Genomic DNA, 25,424 nt, shown 5'->3' on the forward strand with positions numbered 1-25,424 from the left:
AGTACTCGGCTACGAACCGAGCGGTCGGAGGTTCGAATCCTCCCGGATGCACCATCTTCTCCGAGTTATCAGCGATGATAATGTGCCAGAGAGCGAAATACTCTCAGCAAGCACAAGAGAGGATAACGTTGCTTTTGCAACGGCCCTTTAGGGCAAGCCTTCGGCGAATAATCCTCCCGGATGCACCATATCTCCCCAGGTATCCCCCTCAAGTTTCAAAACTCAGATTTTTCCCCAAAAAAAGCGTTAACCATTTGTTTACTATTGGCATCTTTCTCCTTCCAGGCTAATTTATATCTGTGATTAATTTGTTTTCAGGTAGCAAGGAGAGAAATCCATGAAATGGTTTAAAGCTGTTTCTGCATTCTGTGCAGCTGTCATCGTTGGCGTGTCTCTGGCGGGCTGTGCAGGATCTTCCACCAAGGAAAGCACCGGCGGTTATATCGATGACACCGTGGTGACCACCAAAGTGAAATCCGCCCTGTTCAGTGATAAAGAGATCAAATCCTCCGAAATCGGTGTGGTGACCTTTAAAGGCCGCGTACAGCTGAGCGGTTTTGTCTCTTCGCAGGCGATTGCCAACCGTGCGGTGGAGATCACCCGCAACGTCACTGGCGTACGTGTTGTTGAGAACGATATGCAGGTCAAGTAACGTCTGAAAATGAAGCTAAAAGGCACCGTTTGGTGCCTTTGTTGTTTTCAGCGGGCAGCGACAAACCGCCCCGTTATACGGTAAAGTAACCTTTCGATCTGCGGTGAGTGAGGACATGATGTACGAGCGTTATGCAGGGCTGATTTTCGACATGGATGGCACCATCCTTGATACCGAACCCACTCATCTCAAGGCGTGGCATGATGTTCTCGGACGCTACGGGATGCGCTATGAAGCCCAGGCCATGGCATCCCTCAACGGATCGCCCACGTGGCGTATTGCGCAGGCGGTGATTGAACTGAATCAGGCCACCCTGGACCCGCATCAGCTGGCGCGAGAGAAAACGGATGCTGTAAAAGCGATGCTACTGGACACCGTGCGTCCGCTGCCGTTAATTGATGTGGTAAAAGAGTGGCATGGCCGCCGCCCGATGGCTGTTGGCACCGGCAGCGAAAGTGCGCTAGCCGACGCGCTGCTGAATCATCTGGGCCTGCGTCACTATTTCTCTGCGGTGGTCGCCGCCGATCATGTGAAACATCACAAACCTGCACCTGATACATTTCTGCTGTGCGCCGACCTGATTGGCGTCGCGCCCCAGAAATGCGTGGTCTTTGAAGATGCTGATTTTGGTATTCAAGCGGCGAAGAGTGCAGGCATGGATGTCGTGGACGTGCGCTTACTGTGAGTGACGCTCTGCCGCTGCTCTCACTCTTTGCCAGCAGTTTTCTCAGCGCGACCATACTCCCCGGTAATTCCGAAGTTGTCCTGGTGGGCATGTTACTCGCAGGTGTCAGTCATCCCTGGCAGCTCGTGTTAATAGCAACAATGGGTAATAGCCTTGGAGGGGTAACTAACGTTATTCTTGGGCGTTTATTTCCGCAGCGTGATAATTCGCGTTGGCGGGAGAAAGCAGTGGGCTGGCTAAGACGTTACGGCGCAGCCACACTGTTATTGAGCTGGATGCCGGTTATCGGCGACTTACTGTGTGTCCTGGCAGGATGGATGCGTCTTTCCTGGGGACCGGTACTTTTTTTCTTATGCCTTGGCAAGGCGTTGCGCTATGTGGCCATTGCCGCAGCGACGCTACAGGGTATGACGTGGTGGCACTAATTGGATTGATTGTGACCGTCAACCATTACAATTATGCTTAATAAAATGATTTCGACAGGCGGGAGGTCAATTTGATCCCGGACGTATCACAGGCGCTGGCCTGGCTGGAAAAGCATCCTCAGGCAATTAAGGGGATCCAACGTGGTCTTGAGCGTGAAACGCTGCGCGTAAACGCAGATGGCTCACTGGCAACCACTGGCCATCCGGAAGTGCTTGGGTCTGCATTGACCCATAAATGGATTACCACAGATTTTGCCGAAGCGCTGCTGGAGTTTATTACTCCGGTGGACGGCGACATTGATCATATGCTGACGCTGATGCGCGATGTGCATCGCTATACGGCGCGCCACATTGGCAACGAACGGATGTGGCCGCTGAGTATGCCGTGCTACATCGCACCGGGTCAGGATATCGAACTGGCGCAGTACGGCACCTCTAACGTGGGCCGTCTGAAAACGCTGTATCGTGAAGGACTGAAAAACCGTTATGGCGCGCTGATGCAGACTATCTCTGGCGTGCATTATAACTTCTCGCTGCCGATGGCATTTTGGCAGGCGAAGTGCGGCGTGGACGGAACCGAAGACGGTAAAGAAGCTATCTCAGCCGGTTATTTCCGTTTGATTCGCAACTATTATCGTTTTGGCTGGGTTATCCCGTATTTGTTCGGGGCCTCACCGGCCATTTGTTCCTCGTTCCTGCAGGGCAAACCGACGACGCTACCGTTTGAGAAAACGGAGTGTGGCATGTACTACCTGCCATACGCCACCTCGTTGCGTCTGAGCGACCTGGGTTATACCAATAAGTCGCAAAGCAATCTCGGAATTACGTTTAAAGATCTCCACGAGTATGTGGCAGGATTGAAGCGGGCGATCAAAACGCCGTCGGAAGAGTACGCCAAAATTGGCGTGGAGAAAGACGGCAAATTCATGCAGATCAACAGCAACATTTTGCAGATTGAAAATGAGCTGTATGCGCCGATTCGTCCTAAACGTGTCACCCGCAGCGGTGAAACGCCGTCGGATGCGCTGCTGCGCGGCGGCATTGAATACATAGAAGTGCGATCGCTGGACATCAACCCGTTCTCGCCGATTGGCGTGGACGAGCAACAGGTACGCTTCCTCGATCTGTTTATGGTCTGGTGCGTGCTGGCGGATGCGCCAGAGATGAGCAGCGATGAATTGCTGTGTACACGCACTAACTGGAACCGTGTGATTCTGGAAGGGCGTAAGCCTGGCCTGACGCTAGGCATTGGCTGCGAAACCGCACAGTTCCCATTGGCGAAAGTGGGTAAAGATCTGTTTGCTGATTTGCGTCGGGTCGCACAGACGTTAGATAGCATGGACGGCGGTGAAGCGTATCAGAAAGTGTGTGATGAACTGGTCGCAAGCTTTGATAATCCGGAATTAACTTTCTCAGCGCGCATTTTGCGTTCTATGCTTGAAAGTGGCATTGGTGGCACCGGCAAAGCGCTGGGTGATGAATACCGTACGATGCTGCGTGAAGAGCCGCTGGAGATTTTAAGCGAAGCGGATTTTGAAGCGGAGCGTGAAGCTTCGTGGGCACGTCAGCGTCAAATTGAAGCGGCAGATACCGAGCCGTTCTCTGAGCTGGTTGCGCGTCACGCCTGACAGAAAAGAAAAAGGCCACAACGAGGTGGCCAAACTTTCATCTCTGAAAACAAAGATGATGATAACAAATGCGCGTCTTTCATATATTCAGACTCGCCCGGGAACGAAGAGTTCAGTTAAATTTAAAAAAAATCACACTCTTCAGCGTTTTTTTCTCAACTCCCTGATGGAACGAGAAAAAATGAAGAGTTCGGAGGAGACAAAATGCCGTTATTAGATAGCTTTACTGTCGACCATACCCGAATGGAAGCCCCTGCTGTTCGCGTCGCTAAAACCATGCACACGCCACACGGCGATGAAATCACGGTTTTTGATCTGCGCTTCTGCGTACCGAACAAAGAAGTGATGCCAGAGCGCGGGATCCACACTCTGGAGCACCTGTTTGCGGGCTTCATGCGCGATCATCTCAACGGCAACGGCGTGGAAATCATCGACATTTCGCCAATGGGCTGCCGGACCGGTTTCTACATGAGCCTGATTGGTACGCCTGACGAATCTCGCGTGGCAGACGCGTGGAAAGCGGCGATGGCTGACGTGCTGAAAGTGAAAGAGCAGAATCAGATCCCGGAACTGAACGTCTATCAGTGTGGTACCTATACCATGCACTCGCTGGAAGAAGCGCAGGAAATTGCCCGCCACATCATCGACAGAGGTGTGCGTGTGAACAGCAATGATGAGCTGGCGCTGCCGAAAGAGAAACTGCAGGAACTGCATATCTAGTTTTTCTCCACAGACCCGCCGGGCGCGTGCTCGCCGGGTCTGATCCTCTCCTCTCCGGTTACCACCGCCATATCGTATTCCCCTGGTTTTAGTTTTGTTCTTTCCGTTGTGATTCATGCAGTAAAGAAATCAACAGGTTTGCCGAGCCGGAGATTTACGACCGAACTCACCATCTTTTCACGGCCAGTATGGTAAAAATGATTCGGAATGTTATTTAGGCTAAGGGACTCAAGGGGTCGGTGAACCCGGATGAATTGAGTTGTCTTTCTTTCCTGCCCTTTTATATCAATGGGTTATGGTTTTCGAAAAATACCGAAGAGTCGGTAGATTTTACGGGTGCTGAAAAACACTTATAAATCAAAGGTATAATTTCAGTGTGTTCCCCGCGTGAGCGGGGATAAACCGGCGCTATGCCGATGATTATGGGCGCAGCAATGGTGTTCCCCGCGTGAGCGGGGATAAACCGGCACTACCGGGCGCGTTCTGGTTTATGTGGAGGTGTTCCCCGCGTGAGCGGGGATAAACCGATGGCGGCATTGCTGCCAACAAGATGGCGGCAGTGTTCCCCGCGTGAGCGGGGATAAACCGAGAATTGCCTCATATTCGATCACACCGGCACAGTGTTCCCCGCGTGAGCGGGGATAAACCGCTAACAGAGGGACAGGAAGATTTCTGGCTTACGTGTTCCCCGCGTGAGCGGGGATAAACCGGTAGTTCAGGCAATCAAAAACATCAATGCAAAGTGTTCCCCGCGCGAGCGGGGAGAAACCATTATCTGTCCGTATATAAAAAAAGACCCTCTGCAATGAGAGGGTCCAGAAGGTTAGTGCGCGCCACCGCCGCCGCCGCCCGCGCCAAACGGCGGTTTGGCGACCCAGATTAACCCCAGCAGGACGATAAAGATCCCCGCCGATAACCAGAATATTTCGTTGGCCGAGATGATGAGTCCCTGGCTGGTAATCTGTTGGGCTATCCAGCCGGAGGCCTGCTGCTGCGTCATCCCCATCCCTTGCAGCTGATCGTACATCTGCTGGGCATTCGGATTATACGGCGTCACCGCCTCGGTGAGCTGTGCATGGTGCATCGCTTCCCGGTTGGTCCACATGGTGGTGGTGAACGACGTGCCGATTGAACCTGCCAGCGTACGGCTGAAGTTAGACAGACTCGACGCCGCCGCCAGACGCTCAGGTGGAAGGCCAGAGAGCGTAATGGTGGTCAATGGCATAAAGAAGCACGCCACCGCGAAGCCCTGAATAAACTGCGGCCAGGCTGATGCGCCAAAGTCCATTCCCGGCTCAAAGGTATACGCTCGCCAGTAGAAGCACACTGCATACATAATGAAGCTGAAGGTGACCAGCCGTCGCATATCGAGCTTATGCGCAAAGCGGCCGATAATCGGCGACAGCAATACCGGGATGATGCCGACTGGCGCTGACGCCAGCCCGGCCCAGGTGGCGGTATAACCGTATACCTCCTGCAATAGCTGCGGCAGCAACACGATAGCGCCGAAGTAGAGCATGTAGGCCAGGCTGATACACAGTGTGCCTATGGTGAAGTTTCGCGACTTAAACAATGACAGGTCGACTATCGGGTTATCGTCGGTAAGCTCCCAGACAATCAGGAAGCTTATCGCCACCACCGCGACGATGGTTAGCACCACCACTTCGGTGGAGTTAAACCAGTCGAGCTCCTTCCCGCGGTCGAGCATCACCTGCAGGCTGCCGATGCCGATAACCAGCAACGCCAGACCGACGCCGTCAATACGCCGCTGTTCGGTGCGGGTTTCACGACCGCGCAGGCTTTGCAGGGTCATCATCACCACCACCGCACCAATCGGCACGTTGATAAAGAAGATCCAGCCCCAGTGGTAGTTATCGCTAATGTAACCCCCGAGGATCGGGCCACAAATCGGCGCGACGATCACCGTCATCGACCAGATAGCCAGGGCAAAGGAGCGCTTGGCAGGCGGATAGTTGTTTAACAGCAGACTCTGCGACAGAGGGATCAGCGGCCCGGCGACCACGCCCTGGATAACGCGGAAGAAGATAAGCATAGTCAGGCTGTTTGACATACCACAGGCCCAGGAGGCGATAACAAACGCCACGGTGGACCACAGGAACAGTTTGACCTCACCCACACGCTTCGCGAGCCAGCCGGTGATTGGAATCGAGATGGCGTTTGCCACCCCGAATGAGGTGATGACCCAGGTTCCCTGGCTCAGCGAGGAGCCAAGGTTACCGGCGATGGTCGGGATTGCCACGTTGGCAATCGTTGAGTCCAGCACCTGCATGAACGTCGCCAGCGACAGCGCAATGGTCATAATGACCAGCTGCGCGCCTTCCAGCGGTTTTTGCTGTTGCATTCCGTTCACCCCGGTTTAGTTGGCGTTGGCCTGCACAATGGTGTTGATCAGCTGATTCACCGGCTCCAGGCTGATTTCACGGGCATTACTCTCATACGCTGGCGAGGTGCGAACCTGATTAGCCAGGATCTGACCGTCGCGGTTAGAAGTATCAACTTCTACCAGCGTCGATAACCCAATGCGCAGCGGATGGTCGGCCAGCTGTTTGGCATCAAGTTCGATACGAACCGGCAGACGCTGAACCACTTTAATCCAGTTCCCGGTGGCGTTCTGCGCCGGAAGCAGGGAGAAGGCGCTGCCGGTCCCCATATCCAGACCCACCACCTTCCCGGTGTATTTCACATCATCACCGTAGATATCGCTGACCACGGTCACCGGCTGGCCAATACGCATATGCGCCAACTGGGTCTCTTTGAAGTTAGCATCAATCCACAAATTGGTGGCAGGCACGACCGCCATCAGCGGAGTACTCGGGCTGATTTGCGCCCCCGGCTGCACCGCCCGGCGGGAGACATAGCCGGTCATTGGGCTGACGATTTTGGTTCTTTGCAGAGCAAGCCAGGCGTTACGCACTTCGGTTGCCGCCTGTTTGACCGCAGGCTGGTCTTCGAGCTTGGTGCCGAGCACCATCGCCTGGTTAGCGTTGTACTGTTGGATTGTCACGTTCAGTTCGGCCTGCGCACTGGCCACCGCATCGCGGGCGTGCTGCAGTTCTTCCCTACCAATCAGGTTCGCGTTACCCAACGGGATACGACGATTGAGGTCAGTTTGTGCCTGTTCAAGCGCGGTCTTTTTGACGTCGATGCTGGCCTGCAATTGCTTGCTGTTGATCATCAACTGACGGGTCTGGCGGACGCTGGATGCGAGCTGAGTTTGCGCGCGTTCGAACGCCTGCTGGGCATCGGTCTCATCGAGCGTGACCAGCGGATCGCCTTTTTTGACGAAATCGGTGTTGTCAGCCCAGACCTTAGTCACGCTGCCCGACACCTGCGCCATGATTTGAACCTGGTTCCCTGCCACGTATGCGTCATCGGTTTCTTCATAATGACGCAGTACTAAAAACCAATAAATCCCATATGCCACGGCAATAAGAATAAAGAGCAAGGTCAGCAGCAGAAGAGTTCCTTTACGTTTACTTTTCTTGCCAGCCGGTTGCTGCGGGGTTTGAGTCTCCGCATTCGCGCTCATGTTTTTCTCCACGATCTTATTATTTCACATCGGCTGAGCCGACTTGTTTATCAGAAAGGCCAGCAGTTATGCGCTGCTGGCCTGTCGGTTTTATTTTTGAAATCAGGATATTGAGCGATTCACACGCTTAGCGAAGTGCATCCAGAACAACGCCTTCCTCTTCCATCTGATCGAGACGGGTCAGGAGTTTGCGGGTAATTTGCTCAAGACTGTCTTTTTCGGTGACGCTTAATGAAGACCAGAGTTGGTGCAGGCAGTTATGCTGCGGCGGTAACACTTCGCGCAGAAACTGATGACCTTTCTCGGTGAGTTGCAGATGCAGGCAGCGACGGTCATTGTCACTTTCACGGCGTTCGATCCAGCCGCGTTTTTCCAGTTCATCGGCGATACGGGTGGCGTTCGTACGAGAAGAACCCAGTGCGCAGCTCAGTTCCGACGGCTGAATACTGTGATTTTCCTGAGACTCAAGCGTGATTAACGCCATAAACAACGTCTCATTGATCCCCTGAGCTTTCAGCATTTTATTGCGGTTTTCCAGCAGCTTACCTTGCATGTGCATGCACAGGCGAGTCAGAAGGATTTCCTGATAAGGGAAATCTTCATAGCGGCTGGCGCGAAATTTTAGCATTTGTTCAATGGGCGTAAACGAACTATCCATTTGGGCATAACCTCATTAATTACAGCCGATATAGTAACGACAGTGACAAATAATGTAAATGAATTAATGTCCCGAAATCATACATGCGGACAATTAAATCAAAAAAATGACGACCGGCGACGATACAGCTCGCCGCCAGTATTCCGGGAGGCTTCAGTGCGTGGAGGAATTATTTACCGTTGAAACAGTTTCCCGGCTAATCAGGTAGATAACCTTAACAGACAGCGGGGGGTGTTGACACCCCAACGCCGGAATAAGGCCATGAATGTATAGCCTTTTCAGACAACCGCTTCCTGTCGATGAAATCCTCGCCACCACACCAACAGGTTCAGCGCCGCCATCGTTACGCCCGCCAGGCACACCCCGGCCCAGCCCCAGTGCTGCCATGCGGAGGCAGAAATCAGCGAACCCGCTGCACCGCCGATGAAGTAGCTGGTCATGTAACCGGCGGTCAGGCGGTTACGCGCCTCGGGCTGCACGCGATAGATAACTGTCTGGTTGGTAATGTGGACGCCCTGCACGGTGAGGTCGAGCACCAGAATACCGACAATCAGCGCCAACACCGAACTGTGGCCGAACCAGATAGCGAGCCAGGAAAGCAGGAGCAACACTAATCCGCTGGTGGTGGTCAGATGCGATTTGCCTTTATCCGCCAGTCCGCCCGCAGGACGTGCGCCCAATGCTCCGGCGGCCCCCGCCAGGCCAAACAGGCCAATCACGCCTTCGGAAAAGTGGAACGGTGCGCCCGCCAACAGAAAGGCCATGGAGGTCCAAAGAATGCTGAAGTTGGCGAAGGTCAGGCAGCCCAGTAGGGCGCGAGTGCGTAGCAGCTTATCGTGGGCAAACAGGCTAAACACTGAGCGCAATAGCTGCGGATAGTTAAGGTGCGTTTCTTGTTTCACCTTCGGCAGACCTCGCCACAGCGCAAGCGCCATCAGCACCATTAACGCTGACGCCACCCAATACACGGTCCGCCAACCGCCGAGACTGGCGAGCAGACCCGCCACGGTGCGGGCCAGCAAAATGCCGAGCAGCAGGCCACTCATGATGGTGCCGACCACTTTGCCCCGTTTGTCCGGGCTGGCGAGCGTGGCGGCTAATGGGACTAAAATCTGCGCCACCACCGAAAACAGGCCGGTAAGGGCGGTGCCGAGGATCATCAGGGCCAGCGACTGGCTGGTGGCCGTGATGAGCATTCCACCCGCCGCGAGCAGCGTCATGGTGACGATTAAGGTGCGGCGTTCGAACATATCGCCGAGCGGCACCAGAAACAGTAGCCCGGCGGCATAGCCCAACTGGGCGGCGGTCACGATAAAACCCGCCTGACCGGCACTGAGTGAAAAGGCGCGGGCGATGGTGTCCAGCAAAGGTTGCGCATAGTAATTGCTGGCAACGGCGAGGCCGGTTGCCACCGACATCAGCGCAATCAGCGCCGGGGTAAGCCCCTGAGAATGTTTGGTCATGGTGATGGGTTGTTCTGTGAGTGATTATTTTGCAGGTAAGCAATAATAACCAATAAGTGCGGGAAGGCGAAAAATGACGGGTGTCGAATCGTGCGTTTTACGGGGAGGGGGGAGGCCCGGCAAGCTCAAGCGCCGCCGGGCAATCGAGAGTCTTACTTCTGCGCGGCCTGCGCTTCTTTCAGCCAGCCGTCAAACATCTGCTGGTGAGCGGCAATCCAGCCATCAACGTGACCTTGAATATCCGCTTCAGAGGCATGGCCTTCATGCATCATCGCATTCTCGGCATTGATATCGGCAATAGGCAGCTTCATCAGTGAGAACAGCTTCGCCGCCGCCGGGTTTTTCTCAGCCCAGGCTTTGTTGGCTACGATGTGCATGGTGTTGACCGGGAAGCCATAGTTGGCCCCGTTCGGCAGTTTGGTGTCGATATCTTTCTGCTCGCCCGGCATCGCCGAGAACGGCACCTGCAGCCAAACGACGTCTTTGCCCGGCTTCAGCACATCGCTGACCCAGTATGGCGTCCAGGTGTAATACAGCACCGGTTTGCCTTCTTTATAACGGGTGATGGTATCGGCCATCATTGCCGCATAGTTACCCTGGTTATGCACCACGTTACTGCTCAGGCCAAAGGCCTCAATCTGATGATTAATCACCGCTTCACAGCCCCAGCCCGGCGTACAACCGGTCAGGTCCGCTTTGCCGTCGCCGTTGGTATCGAACAGTTTGGCAATCTTCGGATCTTTGAGCTGATCGATTTTGGTGATGTGGTACTGCTCAGCGGTTTTCTTATCCATAAGGTAACCCTGCGCCGCACCGGTCACAAAGGTGCCTTCGCGATAGAATTTCTTATCGCCACCCGCGGCCGCATACATATCGTCGTGCAGCGGTTTCCAGTTCACCGCGGTGAAGGTCGCATCCCCAGAGGCAATTGAGGTGTAACCGACGTTGTAATCCACTTCGCTTGGCTTATTGACGGTGTAACCCAGTTTTTCCAGCGCACGGCTGACCAGCAGGGTCTGGAAGGTTTCTTCGGAAATGGTGCTTTGTACCGGTTGAACGGTAATGCCTTTGCCAGGCAGGTCAGCGGCAAACGCGCTGGTGGAGACAAGGGTGGCAAAAGCTGTGGCAAAAATAACGCTCTGTCGCATCGTTGTTCCTTTATAGGTATCAGGGAGTGGACCCGGCAGGCGCATGGCCGCCGGGTAATGCAGAATTACTTGCTGAAAATGCGTGTCACCAGGCCGATAGGGCCGGTGGTGTACCAGCGACGGTTGCCGCGGCTACGGGAATCACGGCCAACGGCCTGCGTCAGGCGGTCGAGAATAATGGCGAGGATAACGATCCCCACGCCGCCGACGGTCGCCAGACCCATATCGAGACGGCCAATTCCGCGCAGGACCATTTGGCCCAGACCGCCTACGGCGATCATCGAGGCGATAACCACCATCGACAGTGCCAGCATCAGCGTCTGGTTAACCCCGGCCATAATGGTTGGCATCGCCAGCGGTAGCTGCACTTTGAACAGCAGCTGGCGCGGGCTGGCACCAAACGAACGGGACGCTTCAATCAGGTCAGCCGGGACCTGGTTAATGCCGAGGATCGTCAGACGGACAATCGGCGGCAGGGCGAAGATAATCGTCACTACCACGCCCGGCACGTTGCCGATCCCGAACAGCATCACGATAGGCACCAGGTAGACGAACGCAGGCGTGGTCTGCATCGCATCAAGCAAGGGCCGGATTATTTTCGACGCACGCGGACTTCGCGCCAGCCAGATCCCCATCGGCAGGCCGATGATGACGCAGAACAGCAGGGCGGTCAGCACCAGGGCGAGCGTTACCATCGCCTGAGACCATGCGCCAATCGCACCAATCAGGATCAGCGAGATAAGCGAGGCGATACCCATTCCCGCGCCGCCAATTTGCCAGGCGATCATCGCGAAGACCGCGATCGCCACCGGGGCAGGCATCCCCAGCAGCAGCTGCTGGAAACCGTTCAGGATGTAATCCACCGGCAGGCGAATGCCCTGGAATACTGGACGGAAGTGGGTGACCACCCAGTCGATCCCGCTCGTCACCCAGCTATCCAGCGGGATCAGCGTTTTGTGAAATGGATCGAGAATATTAAAGTGTTCGACCTTCGGCGCAGGTGCGCTGTGCAGCCAGTCGGCACCGCCACCTGTAGCGGGTGCCGCATCGGGCGTGCCCCAGGCGTCGGCGGATGGCGCGGCGCTATCGGCCGCCGGTGTGGTTGCCCACGGATTGGATTGATCAGCCATTGTTTGTTCCCTCACGATCTAAAGCCTGTAGCAGCATGCTTTTGGAAATGATGCCAACGTACTGTTGTTCTTCATCTACGACCGGCACCGCGCACGGGGCCTGACCAACATGAGAGAGCAACTCGCTGAGCGCGGTCTGAGCGTCGACGGGCTGCGGAGCGTCCAGCAGCGCGGCGTCAATGCCCTGACCCTCGGCCAGCGCGGCCTTCAGGGAATCAATGGAGACAATACCGATGAACTTATTTCCGCGTTCAACGACGTAGCCGTATTCGCGGTCTTCATCCTGCAACAGCTTGATAGCCGAGCGTGGGCCAAAGCCCGGAATTTTACGCAGCAGGCCTTTCGGCACTCGGCGCGCAATATCCTTCGCACTGAACACCTGGCTAATATCCACGCCACGGAAGAAGGTACGCACATAATCATTGGCCGGATTATTCAGAATTTCATCCGGAGTACCAATTTGCACCACTTCACCATTTTGCATAATGGCAATTCGGTCGCCGATGCGCATGGCTTCATCAAGATCGTGGGAAATAAAGACAATGGTACGCTGTTGACGTGATTGCAATTTCACCAACTCATCCTGCATCTCGGTACGAATTAACGGATCAAGCGCAGAGAACGCTTCATCCATTAATAAGATGTCAGGGTTAATGGCTAACGCACGGGCCAGACCAACACGCTGACGCATCCCGCCGGATAATTCATCGGGATAAGCGTGGGCATAATTTTCCAGACCCACCTGACGCAGGGCGTCGAGCGCTTTTTCCTGACGTTCCTGCGGCGGTGTACCGGCTAATTCCATACCAAATGCGGTATTATCCAGCACGTTCATATGCGGCATTAACGCGAATGACTGGAAGACCATTGCGATTTTCTTTCTGCGCACCTCACGGAGTTCGGCGTCCGATATTTTGGCAATATCAGTACCGTCGATCAGGACCTGTCCGCGGGTAGGTTCAATCAGGCGATTGAGAAGGCGTACCATGGTGGATTTGCCGGAACCGGATAACCCCATGATGACAAAAATCTCGCCTTCTTCAATGGCCAGACTGGCGTCGATAACGCCAAGTGATAACCCGGTCTTTTCAAGAATTTGTTCTTTACTCAGACCTTTATCAATATATTTGAATGCGCGTTGCGGATGCTCGCCAAATATTTTATAAAGATTTTTAACTTCTAATTTAATTGCCATGCAATAAACTTATTCCTGTTATTTAATTGTATCGATATGCTACCTGATGGAAATAATTGACTGGGCATACCCTAACATACTCAGATTCTGAGACAACCCTAAGTGTCCTGATGGCATGGGCATTTCCCGGTGCCGAATGGCGCTATGCCCCCATGATATAAGGGCTGAGCGCAAGCGAAATTTTGCTGATATTTTTTGTCAGCGGCGGGAAATTAAGCTTGAATCTGGATAATTCAGGCGGTTGATGAGGTTAAAATAGCGAAAGCGCTGAAAGGGATATTTGGCGTGAAAAATTGGCGTGAATCGGGAATATCCCTGGATGAATGGGGGGAATATTTCCCCCCTTCATTTGTGTCAAAAATTCCAGTCTTCGTCAGTCGTTTCCACCGCTTTCCCCATCACGTATGAAGAGCCCGACCCGGAGAAAAAGTCGTGATTTTCGTCGGCGTTCGGCGACAGCGCAGACAGGATTGCCGGGTTCACATCAGCCATTTCCGCCGGGAACAGGGCTTCGTAGCCGAGATTCATCAGCGCCTTGTTGGCGTTGTAGCACAGGAACGCTTTAACATCCTCTTCCCAGCCGGTGCCCGCGTACAGCGCGTCGGTATAGGCGAGTTCGTTATCGTATAAATCCATCAGCAAATCGAGAGCGAAGGTTTTCAACGATTCCCGCTCTTCGGTACTGACCTTTTCCAGGCCCTTCTGGAATTTATACCCGATGTAATACCCGTGAACCGCTTCATCGCGGATAATCAGCCGAATAAGATCGGCGGTATTGGTGAGCTTGCCCCGGCTCGAGAAATACATCGGTAGCCAGAAGCCGGAATAGAACAGGAACGATTCCAGAAACACGCTGGCAATTTTCTTCTTCAACGGCGCATCGGCGGCGTACTGCTCCAGCATCAGCTGTGCTTTTCGCTGCAACGGTGGGTTTTCCTCGCTCCAGGCGTAGGCCGCATCCACATCTTTGGTCTGGCAAAGCGTCGAGAAAATCGAGCTGTAGGAGCGGGCATGTACCGCTTCCATAAAGCTGATATTCGACATCACCGCTTCTTCATGCGGAGTCAGGGAATCGGCCATCAGCGCGGGCGCACCGACGGTATTCTGAATGGTGTCCAGCAGCGTCAGGCCGGTAAATACGCGGATCGTCAACTGCTGCTCTTCATCGCTCAGCGACTGCCACGCTGGAATGTCGTTCGACAGCGGCACTTTCTCCGGCAGCCAGAAGTTGCTGGTCAGACGGTTCCAGACCTCCAGGTCCTTATCATCCTGGATTTTGTTCCAGTTGACGGCGCTGACGCGTGATAATCGGCTCATCCTTTTCTCCTTACAGCGCGCATGACACGCAGCCTTCAATTTCAGTACCTTCCAGCGCGAGCTGGCGCAGACGAATGTAGTACAGGGTTTTAATGCCTTTTTTCCACGCGTAAATCTGCGCCTTATTGATGTCGCGGGTGGTGGCGGTGTCCGGGAAAAACAGCGTCAACGACAGGCCCTGGTCGACGTGTTTCGTCGCTTCGGCGTAGGTGTCGATGATTTTCTCTGGGCCTATTTCGTAGGCATCCTGATACAGCGCCAGGTTGTCGTTGGTCATAAACGGCGCGGGATAGTAGACGCGGCCGGTTTTGCCTTCCTTACGGATTTCAATTTTCGACACGATCGGATGAATGCTCGAAGTCGCGTGGTTGATATAGGAAATCGACCCGGTCGGCGGCACTGCTTGCAGGTTCTGGTTATAAATCCCGTACTGCATCACGTCCGCACGCAGCTGCTGCCACATCTCACGCGTCGGCAGCGTGACCCCGGCGTAGGCAAATAGCGCCCGGACTTTTTCGGTTTTCGGTTGCCAGTCGTTTTCGAGGTACTGACTGAAATACTCCCCGCTGGCGTAACGCGAAGCGGCAAACCCGGCGAAGCGTTGGTTACGCTCTCGCGCCAGCTTCATCGAGGTGTGCAGCGCATGCCACGTCACGGTATAGAAATAGAGGTTGGTGAAATCCAGGCCTTCCGGGCTGCCGTAGGCAATCCCTTCCCGCGCCAGATAGCCGTGCAGGTTCATCTGCCCAAGGCCAATGGCGTGTGAGGCGGAATTTCCGGCCTCGATCGACGGCACCGAGCGGATATGGCTCATGTCGGACACCGCGGTCAGGCCGCGAATGGCGGTTTCTACCGTCAGGGCAAAATCCGGAGAATCCATCGCCAGGGCAATATTCAGCGAGCCTAAATTGCAGGAGATATCGTGCCCAGTGGCGGCATAATCGAGATTCTCATCGAAGGTTGAGGCGCTGTTGACCTGCAAAATTTCCGAGCACAGGTTGCTCATGTTAATCCGCCCGGCAATCGGGTTGGCGCGATTGACCGTGTCTTCATACATGATGTACGGATAACCGGATTCGAACTGAATTTCCGCCAGGGTCTGGAAGAAATCGCGGGCGTTAATAAACGTTTTGCGAACTCGCTCGTCGGCTAACAGGGTGTCGTACATCTCACTTACCGCAATATCGCCGAACGGTTTGCCGTACAGGCGCTCGACGTCATACGGCGAAAACAGCGCCATCTGCGCGTTGTCTTTGGCGAGCTGGAAGGTCACGTCCGGGATGACCACCCCGAGCGACAGGGTTTTGATGCGTATTTTCTCGTCGGCGTTTTCACGCTTGGTGTCGAGGAAGCGCAGAATATCCGGATGATGAGCGTGCAGATACACCGCCCCCGCGCCCTGACGGGCACCGAGCTGGTTGGCATACGAAAACGCATCTTCCAGCATTTTCATCACCGGGATAACGCCCGAAGACTGGTTTTCAATGCGCTTAATCGGCGCGCCCGCTTCCCGCAGATTCGAGAGTAAAAAGGCCACGCCGCCGCCGCGTTTGGAGAGCTGAAGCGCCGAATTTACCGCCCGGCCAATCGACTCCATATTGTCTTCAATACGCAGCAGGAAACAGGACACCAGCTCGCCGCGCTGCTGCTTGCCGCCGTTGAGAAACGTCGGAGTCGCGGGCTGGAAGCGGCCAGAAAGCATCTCGTCGGTGAGCTGACGGGCAAGGTCTTCATCGCCTTGCGCGAGGCTCAACGCCACCATCACCACTCGATCCTCAAAGTGTTCGAGGAACTGTTTGCCGTCGAACGATTTCAGGGTGTAGCTGGTGTAATACTTCCACGCACCGAGGAAGGTTTTGAAGCGAAAGCCGCTGGCGTGGGCATGTGCGAATAAATCGACCACGAACGCTCTATCAAAGCGGGCGAGGATCCGGGGATCGTAATAGCCTTCAGCGACCAGCCAGTCGAGCCGTGCATCCTGATTAGCAAAGGTGCGGGTTTGCGGTTTTACGTGGCCTTCCATAAACGCGCTGACGGCTTCGGCATCTTTCTCAAACTGTATGCGACCATTTTTGTCGTACAGATTCAGCATGGCGTTCAGGGCATGGTAGTCCGGGACGCTGTGGGTCACACGTTCTGCGGTTGTCGTAGCCAAAATTCGCTCACTCCTTTTCGCACGTTGTCGATATCGCTCGGGGTACCCATCAGCTCAAACCGGTAGAGGTAGGGCACGCCGCATTTCTGCGCAATCACGTCTCCGGCGCGCGCAAAGGCCTCGCCGAAGTTTCGGTTACCTGCCGCAATGACCCCGCGGATCAGCGCGCGATTGTGCGGATCGTTTAAAAAACGGATGACCTGGCGGGGCACCGCGCCCGCCGTGCCGCCTCCGCCGTAGCTCGGCACCACCAGGATGTAAGGTTCATCCACTCTGATACGCTCCCGCTCATTGAGCGGAATGCGTACCGCAGGCAGCCCCAGACGCTCGATAAAACGCAGCGTGTTTTCGGAGCTGCTGGAGAAGTAGACGAGCGTGCTCATGCCCGCGCCGCGGTCGCCTCAACGCGCAGGCGATTAATCATGTCCGGGCGGAAGCCTGACCAGCTCTCATCGCCCGCAAACACCACCGGCAGAGAGCGGAATCCTTGCGCGCGCAAAGCGTCAGCGGCGGCAGGATCGTGGTCAATGTTCACCATGTCGAACGTAAAACCTCGGGATTCCATCGCTCGTTTGGTGGCGTGACATTGAACGCAGTCGTTTCGAGTGTAAATAGTAATGCGCATGATTCGTATTTCCGTTTAAAATGACAAAGCGGCGCAAAAATCAGCGTCGGTTGTGGGGATGTCTCTTCAAAAGGAATACTAGATGTAGTTTGTAAAAACTTCAACCATACAATATATAGTTATTTTGCGGTAATTTTGCCCCCATTAACGAGCGTAGCGAGGGCGAGGGTTTTGGTCGCAATTACATGCGCATACTGACCGCCAGACGGTTGAACGCATTCATCAGACTAATGGCGAAGGTCAGGTCGCTGATCTCTTTCGCGCTGAAATACGCCAACAGCGGCTCATACACGGAATCTTCCGCCCGGGTGCGGGTGATATCGGTCACATCTTCCGCCCACGCCAGCGCCACACGCTCGCGATCAGAAAACTGATGGCTTACCCGCCAGCCCGCCAACGCATCCAGTTTCACCTGCTCAACACCCTGCTTGCGCAGCGCTTTGCTGTGCATCTCCAGGCAAAAAGCACAGCCGTTGATCTGTGACACGCGCAGATAGACCAGCTCAATCAACGACAGATCCAGGTCGCTGCGTTCCAGGGCTTTACTCGCCTGCACAAAGGCAGCATAGACTTCAGGGCTCAATTCATAGTACGGCTGACGTAATGTGGTCATGGGGCTTCTCCTCTTAACGATGGCGAAACTTTAGCACTATAATGGTCTGCTAAAGAGAGCCATAATTTGAGTAAAAAACCAGACCATGAATGATGCCTTCAACGGCCCACGCTACCAGCGAATCTCGCGCCAGCTGAAAGTCGCTATTGAAAAAGGGGAGCTCACGCCAGGCAAACGCCTGCCCGCCAGCCGGGTATATGCCCAGTCATTAGGCGTCTCACGGGCGACCGTGGAAGCGGCCTATGGCGAGCTGGTGGCGCAGGGCTGGCTGGAACGACGCGGTCAGGCAGGCACCTTTGTCAGCGCAGGCGTGGTGCCAGGGCCTGCCGCAGCAGAACCGGTTTGGTATGGCGGAGAGCAGCCCGAACCGCAGCCGTTTCAGATGGGCTTGCCCGCGCTGGACTTGTTTCCGCGAGCACAATGGGCGCGGGTGATGGGCCGACGGCTCCGTACCCAGACCCGCTTTGATCTGGCCTTAGGGGACGTGTGCGGCGACCTGTCATTGCGCGGTGCCATTGTTGAATATCTGCGATTTTCCAGAAGCATTGAATGCCAGCCTGAACAGGTGTTTATCACCACCGGTTATGCGGCCTCGATGACGCTTATCCTGCAAACCCTGGGGCAGCGCGGGGATAAAATCTGGCTGGAAGATCCCGGCTTTCCGTTGATCCGCCCGCTGATTGCGCAGCAGGGGATCGCGTTTTGCCCGGTGCCGGTGGATGAAGAGGGGATGCGTATCGACGAGGGGCTGCGGCTGGCTCCCGAGGCGCGTTTTGCCCTGTTGACCCCGGCGCACCAAAGCCCGCTGGGAGTGGCGTTGTCAATGCCGCGCCGTCATCAGCTACTGGAGTGGGCAGCGCATCGCGACGCGTGGATTATTGAAGATGATTACGACAGTGAATTTCGCTATCAGGGCAAACCGTTGCCGCCGATCAAAAGTCTCGACTCCCCACAGCGGGTGATCTACGCCGGAACGTTCAGCAAATCGCTGTTTCCTGCCGTGCGTACCGCCTGGCTGGTGGTGCCGCTCCCGCAGGTGGCTGCGTTTCGCCAGCAGGCTTCACGGGCGGCGTGTGGCGTGCCGCTGTTGTGGCAGCAGACTCTGGCGGACTTTATCCGTGAAGGCTATTTCTGGCGGCATCTGAAAAAAATGCGTCAGCACTATGCCCAACGGCGGCAATGGCTGGAGCAGGCGCTGGCGGAGCAGGGGTTCAGCGTGGTGCCGCAGGAAGGGGGTATTCAACTGGTAATGGCAGTCGACGGGGACGATCGTGACCTGGCCCGGCGCGGCCGCCAGGCGCGTCTTTCCGTGCAGGCGTTAAGCGACTGGCGGATTAATAGCTGGGGGGAATCGGGCCTGCTAATGAGTTTTACCAATATTTCCAGTTTTGCGATGGCACAACAGCAGGCGCGAATGCTTTGGCAGGCGATCAAATAAACGCCCCGGCAAACCAGAAGGCTACCGGGGCTGTCACTATCATGCTCACTATCACGCTTTAATTAGCGGCGCAGACTCAGTAAGGCACCGATAAAGATCCCGACCGCTGCCGCGGCCCCCACGCTCTGCCAGGGTTTATCCCGCACAAACGTATCTGCACACCCAGCGGCATCACGTGCGGCCTGCTGAACGCGGGTGCGCCCTTGCATTCTGGCGCGGGTTTCGCGCAACAGCGATTTGGCTTTGCGCTGCGCCGCGTCCGCTTCGTCTTTGGCATCGCTGCCCCAGGATTTCAGAACCTCTTCAAGCGAATCAGCCAACTGGCTGACATCGTTATGAATATCCTGTACGCCATCGTCTACATCTTTGCGATTGGGTTTGTTAAACATGCCATCCTCCCTTGATTAACGGTGAGTCTAAGTTTAGGACAGATTTTATTCCTCGGAGGTGAATAACGTCTTATTTGCCCGTTTATGGATTTTTCTGAAAGCGATGCTAATGCTGAATACTGTAAGGTGGCGTGGCTGTACAGGATAACGAGGAAAGAATATGTATTTACGACCTGATGAGGTGGCGCGCGTTCTTGAAAAAGTCGGATTCACGATGGACGAAGTGACGCAGAAAATTTACGGCTATCGCCGTGGCGATAATTATGTCTATGTGAATCGTGAAGCAAGGATGGGCAGAACGGCGCTTATCATTCATCCGGCCCTGAAAGAGCGCAGCTATTTGCTGGCGGACCCGGCGTCTGAGATTAAAACCTGCGACCATTACCAACAGTTTCCGCTTTATTTAGGCGGCGATGCGCGAGAGCATTATGGAATTCCGCACGGATTCAGCTCCCGCATCGCGCTTGAGCGTTTTTTAAATGGACTGTTTGGCGAAGGACAATAAGCCAACGGCTGGCACTGGGCCAGTCGTGGCATTTAGCGTCAGGCGTACTGGCTGACGCGAAACAGACGGCGGCAGTAATCGAGGAAATATCCGTATACCGCGCCCATCAGCATCGACACCACGATATTTGAACTCACCGCAGCAGCAATTTGATGCCAGTCTGCGCCCACCGACAGCAGAATAACCACGTATACCGGCGACTGGAAGGTCACATAGGCTAATACATCGGCCAGGTTTTTCATCCCTTTTGACGGGCTTAAACGACGTGCGAACTGCATCACCCAATCGCGATAAAAACCGTATGGCCATGCAATTAAGATGTTGACCGGGATAGCCACCAGACGCGAAGAAAGTGACTGCTCAAAGCTCATACCGGAGAGGAATATTTCAATCAACATGTTCACGACGGAACAGTAGACCACCATGGCGAAAGTGTCTGCTGCCGCATGACGCAGGCGTGACTGCGCAGAGAACATCGGTATGCTCCTTGAAAGAAGAGGGTGATGATGAAAATCGTGCCGTTAACAGCGATTTTGTATTGGTGCTGCTTTATACAGTAGAGTATCCATCTGCATCAAAAGTGACAACTAGTGTAAAATTTTTATTTCTTGCGATTTTGTTAATAAAATACTCTGCGCAGTCTCTGTTTGACGGTGTGGCGCTATTTTTGTTGCAGTCACATCATTTTCGTTTACATATCAATAAGATAATTTTCAAATTCCTTTTTGGTGTAATTTGTCGTGCAGGCAGGTGTTGTTGGTGTTTTGTGCTATTGATAGCGTTGTTTTTCTATGCGCATTTTATGACTATATATGCGGTGTGAGGGCCAGGGTGGTCTATTCTATTCAGTGACATAACAAAATGGCCTACTGATATATACAAATGTCCCATAACTGTTATTACTATAATTAGATTAAAAAATATTAAGATGAGACTATTGGATGGGCTTGAAGGTGGAAAATAATTATCGTATCTAATACAATAGTCGTTACAGTCTCATTTTTAGCCAGTCAAAAGGAATTTTAATAATATATGTCTAGTATGTTACATAAACTCAATAATATTCGCACCCTGCGCGCAATGTCGCGGGAATTCTCCATTGACGTTCTTGAAGAGATGTTAGAAAAATTCAGGACCGTGACTGAAGAAAAGCGTGCTGAAGAAGCGGAAATGCGTGAGAGTCTGGCCGAGAAACAGCAACGGATCAATACCTTGCTGGAGCTGATGAAAGCAGAAGGTATTTCTCCGGATGATTTACTGAATGACGCTGTGGTACCAAAAACTGGCCGCAATAAACGCCCGGCACGTCCGGCGAAATATCGCTTCACCGATTTCAACGGTGAGCAAAAAACATGGACCGGTCAAGGCAGAATGCCAAAGCCGATCGCGCAGGCGGTTGCTAATGGTAAATCGCTTGACGATTTCCTGATTTAAACGGTTCAAGCGGTGAGGTTGCACTCACCGTTTTATTTCGCCAGAGCCTTATTCCCCCACAGCTGATAAGGGAAAGCACTTTCTTAACCAAAGGTAAAAGAGGGTAAAAGCGATGGGTGGAAATGGCAGCTCGGGTGACAATGGCTACGCTTAGAGATATTTCTCTTTTAACGAATTGCATGGAGTGTATATGGGTTTCTGGCGCATTGTTTTTACTATTCTGATCCCACCGTTGGGTGTGTTGCTCGGTAAAGGATTTGGCTGGGCGTTTATCCTCAATATCGTCCTGACGCTGCTGGGCTATATTCCGGGCCTGATCCACGCCTTCTGGGTTCAGACTCGCGACTAAGCGGTGATTTTTGCCCGGCGAGCTATCGCTTGCCGGGCATCTCATCAACTCATTAATACCCGACTTTAAACACCTGACCGCTTTGCACCCCTTCCACGCTTCGACGATAGGCCAGCGCCACGCGTGCGGCGGGAACGCTTTCAAACCCTGGGAAGAATGGGCCATAAGCCGCTTCCGATTCCGTCAGCAGCGTAGGACTGACCAGATTGATGCGTATTCCACGCGGTAATTCGCAGGCGGCGGCCTTCACAAACCCGGCGAGAGCAGCATTAACCGTGGTGGCGTTGACGCCCTGAGCAATCGGCTCGTCGGCAACGATGCCGCTGGTTAAGGTGATGGACCCGCCATCATTGAGGATATGCTGGCCCTTGAGCGCCAGACGGACCTGCCCGAGCAACTTGTCCTGCAAGCCAATGGAAAAGTTGTCCGTCGTCATCTCATTGAGCGGGCCAAAGAACAAATTGCCGGTGGTGGCGATAATCGCATCTACCTTACCCGTGTGGGCAAACAGTGCCTCGACGCTGGCATCATCGGTGATATCAACCTGCATATCCCCCTGACGATGGCCGACCCGAATTAACGCATGCTCCCCGTTTTTTTCCAGTTCTGTCACTACTGCACGGCCCACTGTGCCGCTGGCACCCACAATTACAATTTTCATAGCAGGATCCTCGTTTTGGTCTGAAAGCTATTCTTTACCTAATTATTTGTGCGATAAAGTGGCGCAGGGTTAGAACATTAATAACGGGTGGTTCGGAATATGGATAAGCTGCGCAGCATCGAAATCTTTGTCACGGTGGTCGAGTGCGGGAGCTTCACCGATGCGGCCGCGCGGCTGGAGATTTCTGCGGTGATGGTGGGGAAGTACATCCATCAGCTTGAAGCAGAGCTTGGGGCGCGGCTGCTCGACAGAACCACGCGTCGCCAGAGCCTGACGGATGCTGGACGTGTGTATGTCGAAGAGTGCCGCCGGGTGCTGGAGCAGATGGCAGCGGCGGATTCGTCGATCGAACGCCTGCGGGCGGCACCGTCAGGAACGCTACGGATTAGCGCGCCTTCTACCCTCGGGGCGTGCGTGGTAGCTCCGGCGGTGGCGACATTTTTACAGCAATACCCGGAGGTGCGTGTCGAACTCGATCTCAGCAACCGGCTGGTCAGTCTGATCGAAGAAGGTTTTGACCTTGCGGTGCGTATCGGCGAACTACGCGATAGCGACCTGGTGGCAAAACCGCTGTGTCTGTACCGGATGGTGATATGCGCCGCGCCGGAATACCTCGCCCGCTACGGCACGCCGCAAACACCCACGGATTTAGCGGCTCATCGCTGCCTGTCGCATATGGTGTGGAATGCCCGCAACGAATGGCGGCTGCCCGGGAGTGAGGCGCAAAGCCCCTGGCGGCGCGATCCGGTGCTGGCCTGTAACGACGGATTAGGGTTGAAAATGGCGGCCCTGGCCGGGGCCGGACTGCTGCTCCAGCCGGAAATCTTACTGCGAGATGAACTCAGAGAGGGCCGTCTGGTACGCGTGCTGGATGCATTTCTGCCCACCCCGCGGGCGGTGCATATTCTGTATCGACAAGATTTACGTCCGCTGCCCAAACTGACCAGTTTTATCGATCACCTGCAACGTGAAGTGACAAAAATATAAATATTGGCGCTACCGATATCGCTAATGGCTATTTTAGTTTAGGACTCTGCCATTTTTAATTTAACGCAGTAAGATCCCGCTATCCGACATATTATCGCGCCGGATAAACCTACTCTGGTTATTAACAGGATATATGGAGTTCGTCATGACCAATAAATTTTCTCTGGCAACCGCCGGTGTTTTAATGGCAGCCGCGATGGCGACTGCCAGTGTGGGGGCCGTCACCAAAGAAGTGACACCGAAGAATATGAACTGCCAGCAGTTTATCGATCTCAACCCACAGGCACTGGTGCCTGTCACTTTCTGGATGCTGAATGAAGATCAGGATTTCAAAGGCGGGGACTATATTGATTTTCAGGAAACTGAAACCACGGCGGTACCGCTGACTGTCGATCTTTGCAAAAAACATCCACAAAGTGAGCTGTCTAAAATTAAAGACGAAATTAAAAAAGAGCTGAAGAAATAATATTCTTGCCAGTGAGGAAATATTCCCCCTTTATTTCTTCACTGGCAAATCTGCATCCCAAGGTCAGGTGTTACACCAGCTTCATCAGCATGCTTAGCGGATTCAGGTCACTGAGAAACGCCCAGACTTTATGCAAATCAACCACCCCCGCCAGCCCTAATAAGGCCAGGGTAATCAACACTGTCGAGGCGGTGATAACCAGCATCAGGCGCACAAAATTGCGCTGCATCTTATCCTGCTGCTTAATGCGGTGCTCTTCTTTCTCAAAATCGACAATCGTCGCCACGGCTTTTGGCTGCACGTTATAATGCACCTCGTTCTGTACCAGATCGCCGGTAATGGTCAGTGATTTCAGCAACAGTCGCACCTTACGGCGAAACTCCTCGTTGCGAATATGCTGGTACCACAGCTTGCCATACAGCATCTCAATCACTTCCTCCAGCGTCAGCCCGGCATGAATACGGGATGGCCGTTGCTGAACATATTCGTTCACCAGTAAATTGAGCAGAGCGATACGGTCGCGACTTTTTAGCTCTTTGTTGGCAAAAAAAGCCGAAACGAACTTGCCTTTACCCCGGTTGAGCAACGTTTTCAGGTAAATCAGACGGGTGCGGTGGTTAAAGCTAAAGCTGAGGATCCCGGAGAAAGGAATCGGCCCGTAGCTGCGGTAATGGATGATTTCCGCCTGCATTGCATCCAGTTCCGCCACGCTAATCCGCTGCTTGTCGAGATAGCATCCGGCGTCATAATCCCAACGGGCGAGGGTCACCGCTCTTTTGCGATAGCCGGTCAGCTGATAGCGGTTGCGATCAACATCCACCAGAAACACGGCGTAGTAGTTATAGGGATTGCCACTGCGTGCATCCTGAGAGACAAAAAGGGGGAGGTGCTTTTTCCAGCGCTTCTGACGCAGGTCAGCCATTTTAGTGTCAAACATAGCCGTTCCACCCGCGCTTGGGCGGAGAGTGAGAGAGGGGAATTGCGCGGATCTTAATCATTTCAGGATGATGCGACAAGCGAGAAGTTATTTAATATTGTTTTATTACCCAGGCTCAAAAATCGACAAGATGTCCGATCTGCGACATTCAGCACAAAACACTGTTAGGTGGTGGGTGAGTCGATTCGTGTCGCTGCCTGTGTCAATTTATGTAAAATATTCCCCCGGAATAGGGGTGAAATCCAGTGTTGTAATTTTGTTCTTTAATTTGTTTTGATGTTAAAAAAAACAAGA

At 53.9% G+C, this 25,424-nt stretch carries 27 protein-coding genes and 1 CRISPR repeat array; of the genes, 11 read left to right on the forward strand and 16 right to left on the reverse strand.

Features of this window, described 5'->3' with window-relative positions; translation table 11 throughout:
- Nucleotides 1–337: 337 nt before the first annotated feature.
- The 5 genes from SIK69_RS13935 (at nt 338) to luxS (ending at nt 4,110) form a co-directional block, all read left to right on the forward strand.
- A complete protein-coding gene (locus SIK69_RS13935; protein ID WP_319629084.1) occupies nt 338–652 on the forward strand; it encodes a BON domain-containing protein in 315 nt (104 codons plus the stop codon).
- 118 nt (nt 653–770) lie between these two features.
- Nucleotides 771–1,337 carry a fructose-1-phosphate/6-phosphogluconate phosphatase gene (gene yqaB / locus SIK69_RS13940; RefSeq protein WP_319629088.1) on the forward strand — a complete coding sequence of 189 codons (567 nt, stop codon included), beginning with the start codon at nt 771–773 and terminating at the stop codon, nt 1,335–1,337.
- Nucleotides 1,334–1,762 (forward strand): YqaA family protein, encoded by a 429-nt coding sequence (locus SIK69_RS13945; protein ID WP_319786372.1) that lies wholly within the window; start codon nt 1,334–1,336, stop codon nt 1,760–1,762. Before yqaB ends, SIK69_RS13945 begins: the two co-directional genes overlap by 4 nt.
- Before the next feature lie 71 nt (nt 1,763–1,833).
- On the forward strand, nt 1,834–3,390 hold the full coding sequence (gshA, locus tag SIK69_RS13950; protein WP_319786373.1) for a glutamate--cysteine ligase: 1,557 nt from the start codon (nt 1,834–1,836) through the stop codon (nt 3,388–3,390).
- Between the two features lie 204 nt (nt 3,391–3,594).
- On the forward strand, nt 3,595–4,110 hold the full coding sequence (gene luxS / locus SIK69_RS13955; protein ID WP_319629081.1) for an S-ribosylhomocysteine lyase: 516 nt from the start codon (nt 3,595–3,597) through the stop codon (nt 4,108–4,110).
- Between the two features lie 376 nt (nt 4,111–4,486).
- A CRISPR array of direct repeats spans nt 4,487–4,881; the repeat unit is 29 nt; unit sequence GTGTTCCCCGCGTGAGCGGGGATAAACCG.
- A gap of 52 nt (nt 4,882–4,933) precedes the next feature.
- On the opposite strand, the gene emrB is transcribed toward luxS, so the two are convergent.
- The 12 genes from emrB to SIK69_RS14015 all read right to left on the reverse strand — a co-directional run bounded on the left by emrB (nt 4,934) and on the right by SIK69_RS14015 (nt 17,964).
- A complete protein-coding gene (gene emrB, locus SIK69_RS13960) occupies nt 4,934–6,472 on the reverse strand; it encodes a multidrug efflux MFS transporter permease subunit EmrB (protein ID WP_319629080.1) in 1,539 nt (512 codons plus the stop codon).
- Nucleotides 6,473–6,487: 15 nt separating this feature from the next.
- Entirely contained in the window at nt 6,488–7,660 is a 1,173-nt protein-coding gene (emrA, locus tag SIK69_RS13965; RefSeq protein ID WP_319786374.1) for a multidrug efflux MFS transporter periplasmic adaptor subunit EmrA, read from the reverse strand.
- A 127-nt stretch (nt 7,661–7,787) separates the two neighbouring features.
- Complete coding sequence (mprA, locus tag SIK69_RS13970; RefSeq protein WP_319786375.1) at nt 7,788–8,318, reverse strand: transcriptional repressor MprA; 531 nt, start codon at nt 8,316–8,318, stop codon at nt 7,788–7,790.
- Nucleotides 8,319–8,596: 278 nt separating this feature from the next.
- The gene (locus tag SIK69_RS13975) at nt 8,597–9,781 is read right to left on the reverse strand and encodes an MFS transporter (protein WP_319629077.1); all 1,185 of its coding nucleotides are present in this window, start codon (nt 9,779–9,781) and stop codon (nt 8,597–8,599) included.
- Nucleotides 9,782–9,933: 152 nt separating this feature from the next.
- Nucleotides 9,934–10,929, reverse strand: coding sequence for a glycine betaine/L-proline ABC transporter substrate-binding protein ProX (gene proX / locus SIK69_RS13980; protein ID WP_319629076.1), 996 nt, complete (start codon nt 10,927–10,929; stop codon nt 9,934–9,936).
- Between the two features lie 65 nt (nt 10,930–10,994).
- Nucleotides 10,995–12,059: a glycine betaine/L-proline ABC transporter permease ProW gene (gene proW / locus SIK69_RS13985; protein ID WP_319629075.1), complete on the reverse strand. Its 1,065-nt coding sequence runs from the start codon at nt 12,057–12,059 to the stop codon at nt 10,995–10,997.
- Nucleotides 12,052–13,254, reverse strand: a complete 1,203-nt coding sequence (gene proV, locus SIK69_RS13990; RefSeq protein ID WP_319629074.1) for a glycine betaine/L-proline ABC transporter ATP-binding protein ProV — start codon at nt 13,252–13,254, stop codon at nt 12,052–12,054. Before proV ends, proW begins: the two co-directional genes overlap by 8 nt.
- A 354-nt stretch (nt 13,255–13,608) precedes the next feature.
- Nucleotides 13,609–14,571, reverse strand: coding sequence for a class 1b ribonucleoside-diphosphate reductase subunit beta (nrdF, locus tag SIK69_RS13995; RefSeq protein ID WP_319629073.1), 963 nt, complete (start codon nt 14,569–14,571; stop codon nt 13,609–13,611).
- Nucleotides 14,572–14,581: 10 nt separating this feature from the next.
- Nucleotides 14,582–16,726, reverse strand: coding sequence for a class 1b ribonucleoside-diphosphate reductase subunit alpha (gene nrdE / locus SIK69_RS14000; RefSeq protein ID WP_319786376.1), 2,145 nt, complete (start codon nt 16,724–16,726; stop codon nt 14,582–14,584).
- A complete protein-coding gene (gene nrdI / locus SIK69_RS14005; RefSeq protein ID WP_319629071.1) occupies nt 16,699–17,109 on the reverse strand; it encodes a class Ib ribonucleoside-diphosphate reductase assembly flavoprotein NrdI in 411 nt (136 codons plus the stop codon). Before nrdI ends, nrdE begins: the two co-directional genes overlap by 28 nt.
- Nucleotides 17,106–17,351, reverse strand: a complete 246-nt coding sequence (gene nrdH / locus SIK69_RS14010; protein WP_319629070.1) for a glutaredoxin-like protein NrdH — start codon at nt 17,349–17,351, stop codon at nt 17,106–17,108. The genes nrdI and nrdH overlap by 4 nt, the downstream gene beginning before the upstream one ends.
- 181 nt (nt 17,352–17,532) lie before the next feature.
- A complete protein-coding gene (locus tag SIK69_RS14015) occupies nt 17,533–17,964 on the reverse strand; it encodes a carboxymuconolactone decarboxylase family protein (RefSeq protein WP_319629069.1) in 432 nt (143 codons plus the stop codon).
- Nucleotides 17,965–18,049: 85 nt separating this feature from the next.
- Here SIK69_RS14015 and pdxR point away from each other — a divergent pair, with 85 nt between their 5' ends.
- Nucleotides 18,050–19,402 carry a MocR-like pyridoxine biosynthesis transcription factor PdxR gene (gene pdxR, locus SIK69_RS14020; protein WP_319786377.1) on the forward strand — a complete coding sequence of 451 codons (1,353 nt, stop codon included), beginning with the start codon at nt 18,050–18,052 and terminating at the stop codon, nt 19,400–19,402.
- A 62-nt stretch (nt 19,403–19,464) separates the two neighbouring features.
- On the opposite strand, the gene SIK69_RS14025 is transcribed toward pdxR, so the two are convergent.
- A complete protein-coding gene (locus SIK69_RS14025; RefSeq protein WP_319629067.1) occupies nt 19,465–19,791 on the reverse strand; it encodes an ElaB/YgaM/YqjD family protein in 327 nt (108 codons plus the stop codon).
- A 160-nt stretch (nt 19,792–19,951) separates the two neighbouring features.
- On the opposite strand from SIK69_RS14025, the gene SIK69_RS14030 reads away from it, so the two are divergent.
- Nucleotides 19,952–20,296: a DUF2002 family protein gene (locus SIK69_RS14030; protein WP_319629066.1), complete on the forward strand. Its 345-nt coding sequence runs from the start codon at nt 19,952–19,954 to the stop codon at nt 20,294–20,296.
- 38 nt (nt 20,297–20,334) lie between these two features.
- Here SIK69_RS14030 and alaE read toward each other — a convergent pair whose 3' ends face one another.
- Nucleotides 20,335–20,772, reverse strand: a complete 438-nt coding sequence (alaE, locus tag SIK69_RS14035) for an L-alanine exporter AlaE (RefSeq protein ID WP_319629065.1) — start codon at nt 20,770–20,772, stop codon at nt 20,335–20,337.
- Between the two features lie 556 nt (nt 20,773–21,328).
- On the opposite strand from alaE, the gene stpA reads away from it, so the two are divergent.
- Together stpA and SIK69_RS14045 are read left to right on the forward strand one after the other, a co-directional pair.
- Nucleotides 21,329–21,730, forward strand: coding sequence for a DNA-binding protein StpA (stpA, locus tag SIK69_RS14040; RefSeq protein WP_319629063.1), 402 nt, complete (start codon nt 21,329–21,331; stop codon nt 21,728–21,730).
- Nucleotides 21,731–21,920: 190 nt separating this feature from the next.
- Nucleotides 21,921–22,079 (forward strand): YqaE/Pmp3 family membrane protein, encoded by a 159-nt coding sequence (locus tag SIK69_RS14045; protein ID WP_110511345.1) that lies wholly within the window; start codon nt 21,921–21,923, stop codon nt 22,077–22,079.
- A 52-nt stretch (nt 22,080–22,131) separates the two neighbouring features.
- On the opposite strand, the gene SIK69_RS14050 is transcribed toward SIK69_RS14045, so the two are convergent.
- Entirely contained in the window at nt 22,132–22,740 is a 609-nt protein-coding gene (locus SIK69_RS14050; RefSeq protein WP_319786378.1) for a short chain dehydrogenase, read from the reverse strand.
- A 99-nt stretch (nt 22,741–22,839) separates the two neighbouring features.
- Between SIK69_RS14050 and SIK69_RS14055 the strand changes: the two genes are divergently transcribed.
- The gene (locus SIK69_RS14055) at nt 22,840–23,727 is read left to right on the forward strand and encodes a LysR substrate-binding domain-containing protein (protein WP_319786379.1); all 888 of its coding nucleotides are present in this window, start codon (nt 22,840–22,842) and stop codon (nt 23,725–23,727) included.
- 145 nt (nt 23,728–23,872) lie between these two features.
- Nucleotides 23,873–24,193, forward strand: a complete 321-nt coding sequence (hdeB, locus tag SIK69_RS14060) for an acid-activated periplasmic chaperone HdeB (protein WP_319786380.1) — start codon at nt 23,873–23,875, stop codon at nt 24,191–24,193.
- A 70-nt stretch (nt 24,194–24,263) separates the two neighbouring features.
- Here the strand turns inward: hdeB and SIK69_RS14065 are convergent, their stop codons facing one another.
- Nucleotides 24,264–25,130, reverse strand: a complete 867-nt coding sequence (locus tag SIK69_RS14065) for a hypothetical protein (RefSeq protein ID WP_319786381.1) — start codon at nt 25,128–25,130, stop codon at nt 24,264–24,266.
- Between the last annotated feature and the right edge of the window lie 294 nt (nt 25,131–25,424).

Source organism: Scandinavium lactucae (assembly GCF_033843265.1).
Classification (GTDB): Bacteria; Pseudomonadota; Gammaproteobacteria; order Enterobacterales; family Enterobacteriaceae; genus Scandinavium; species Scandinavium lactucae.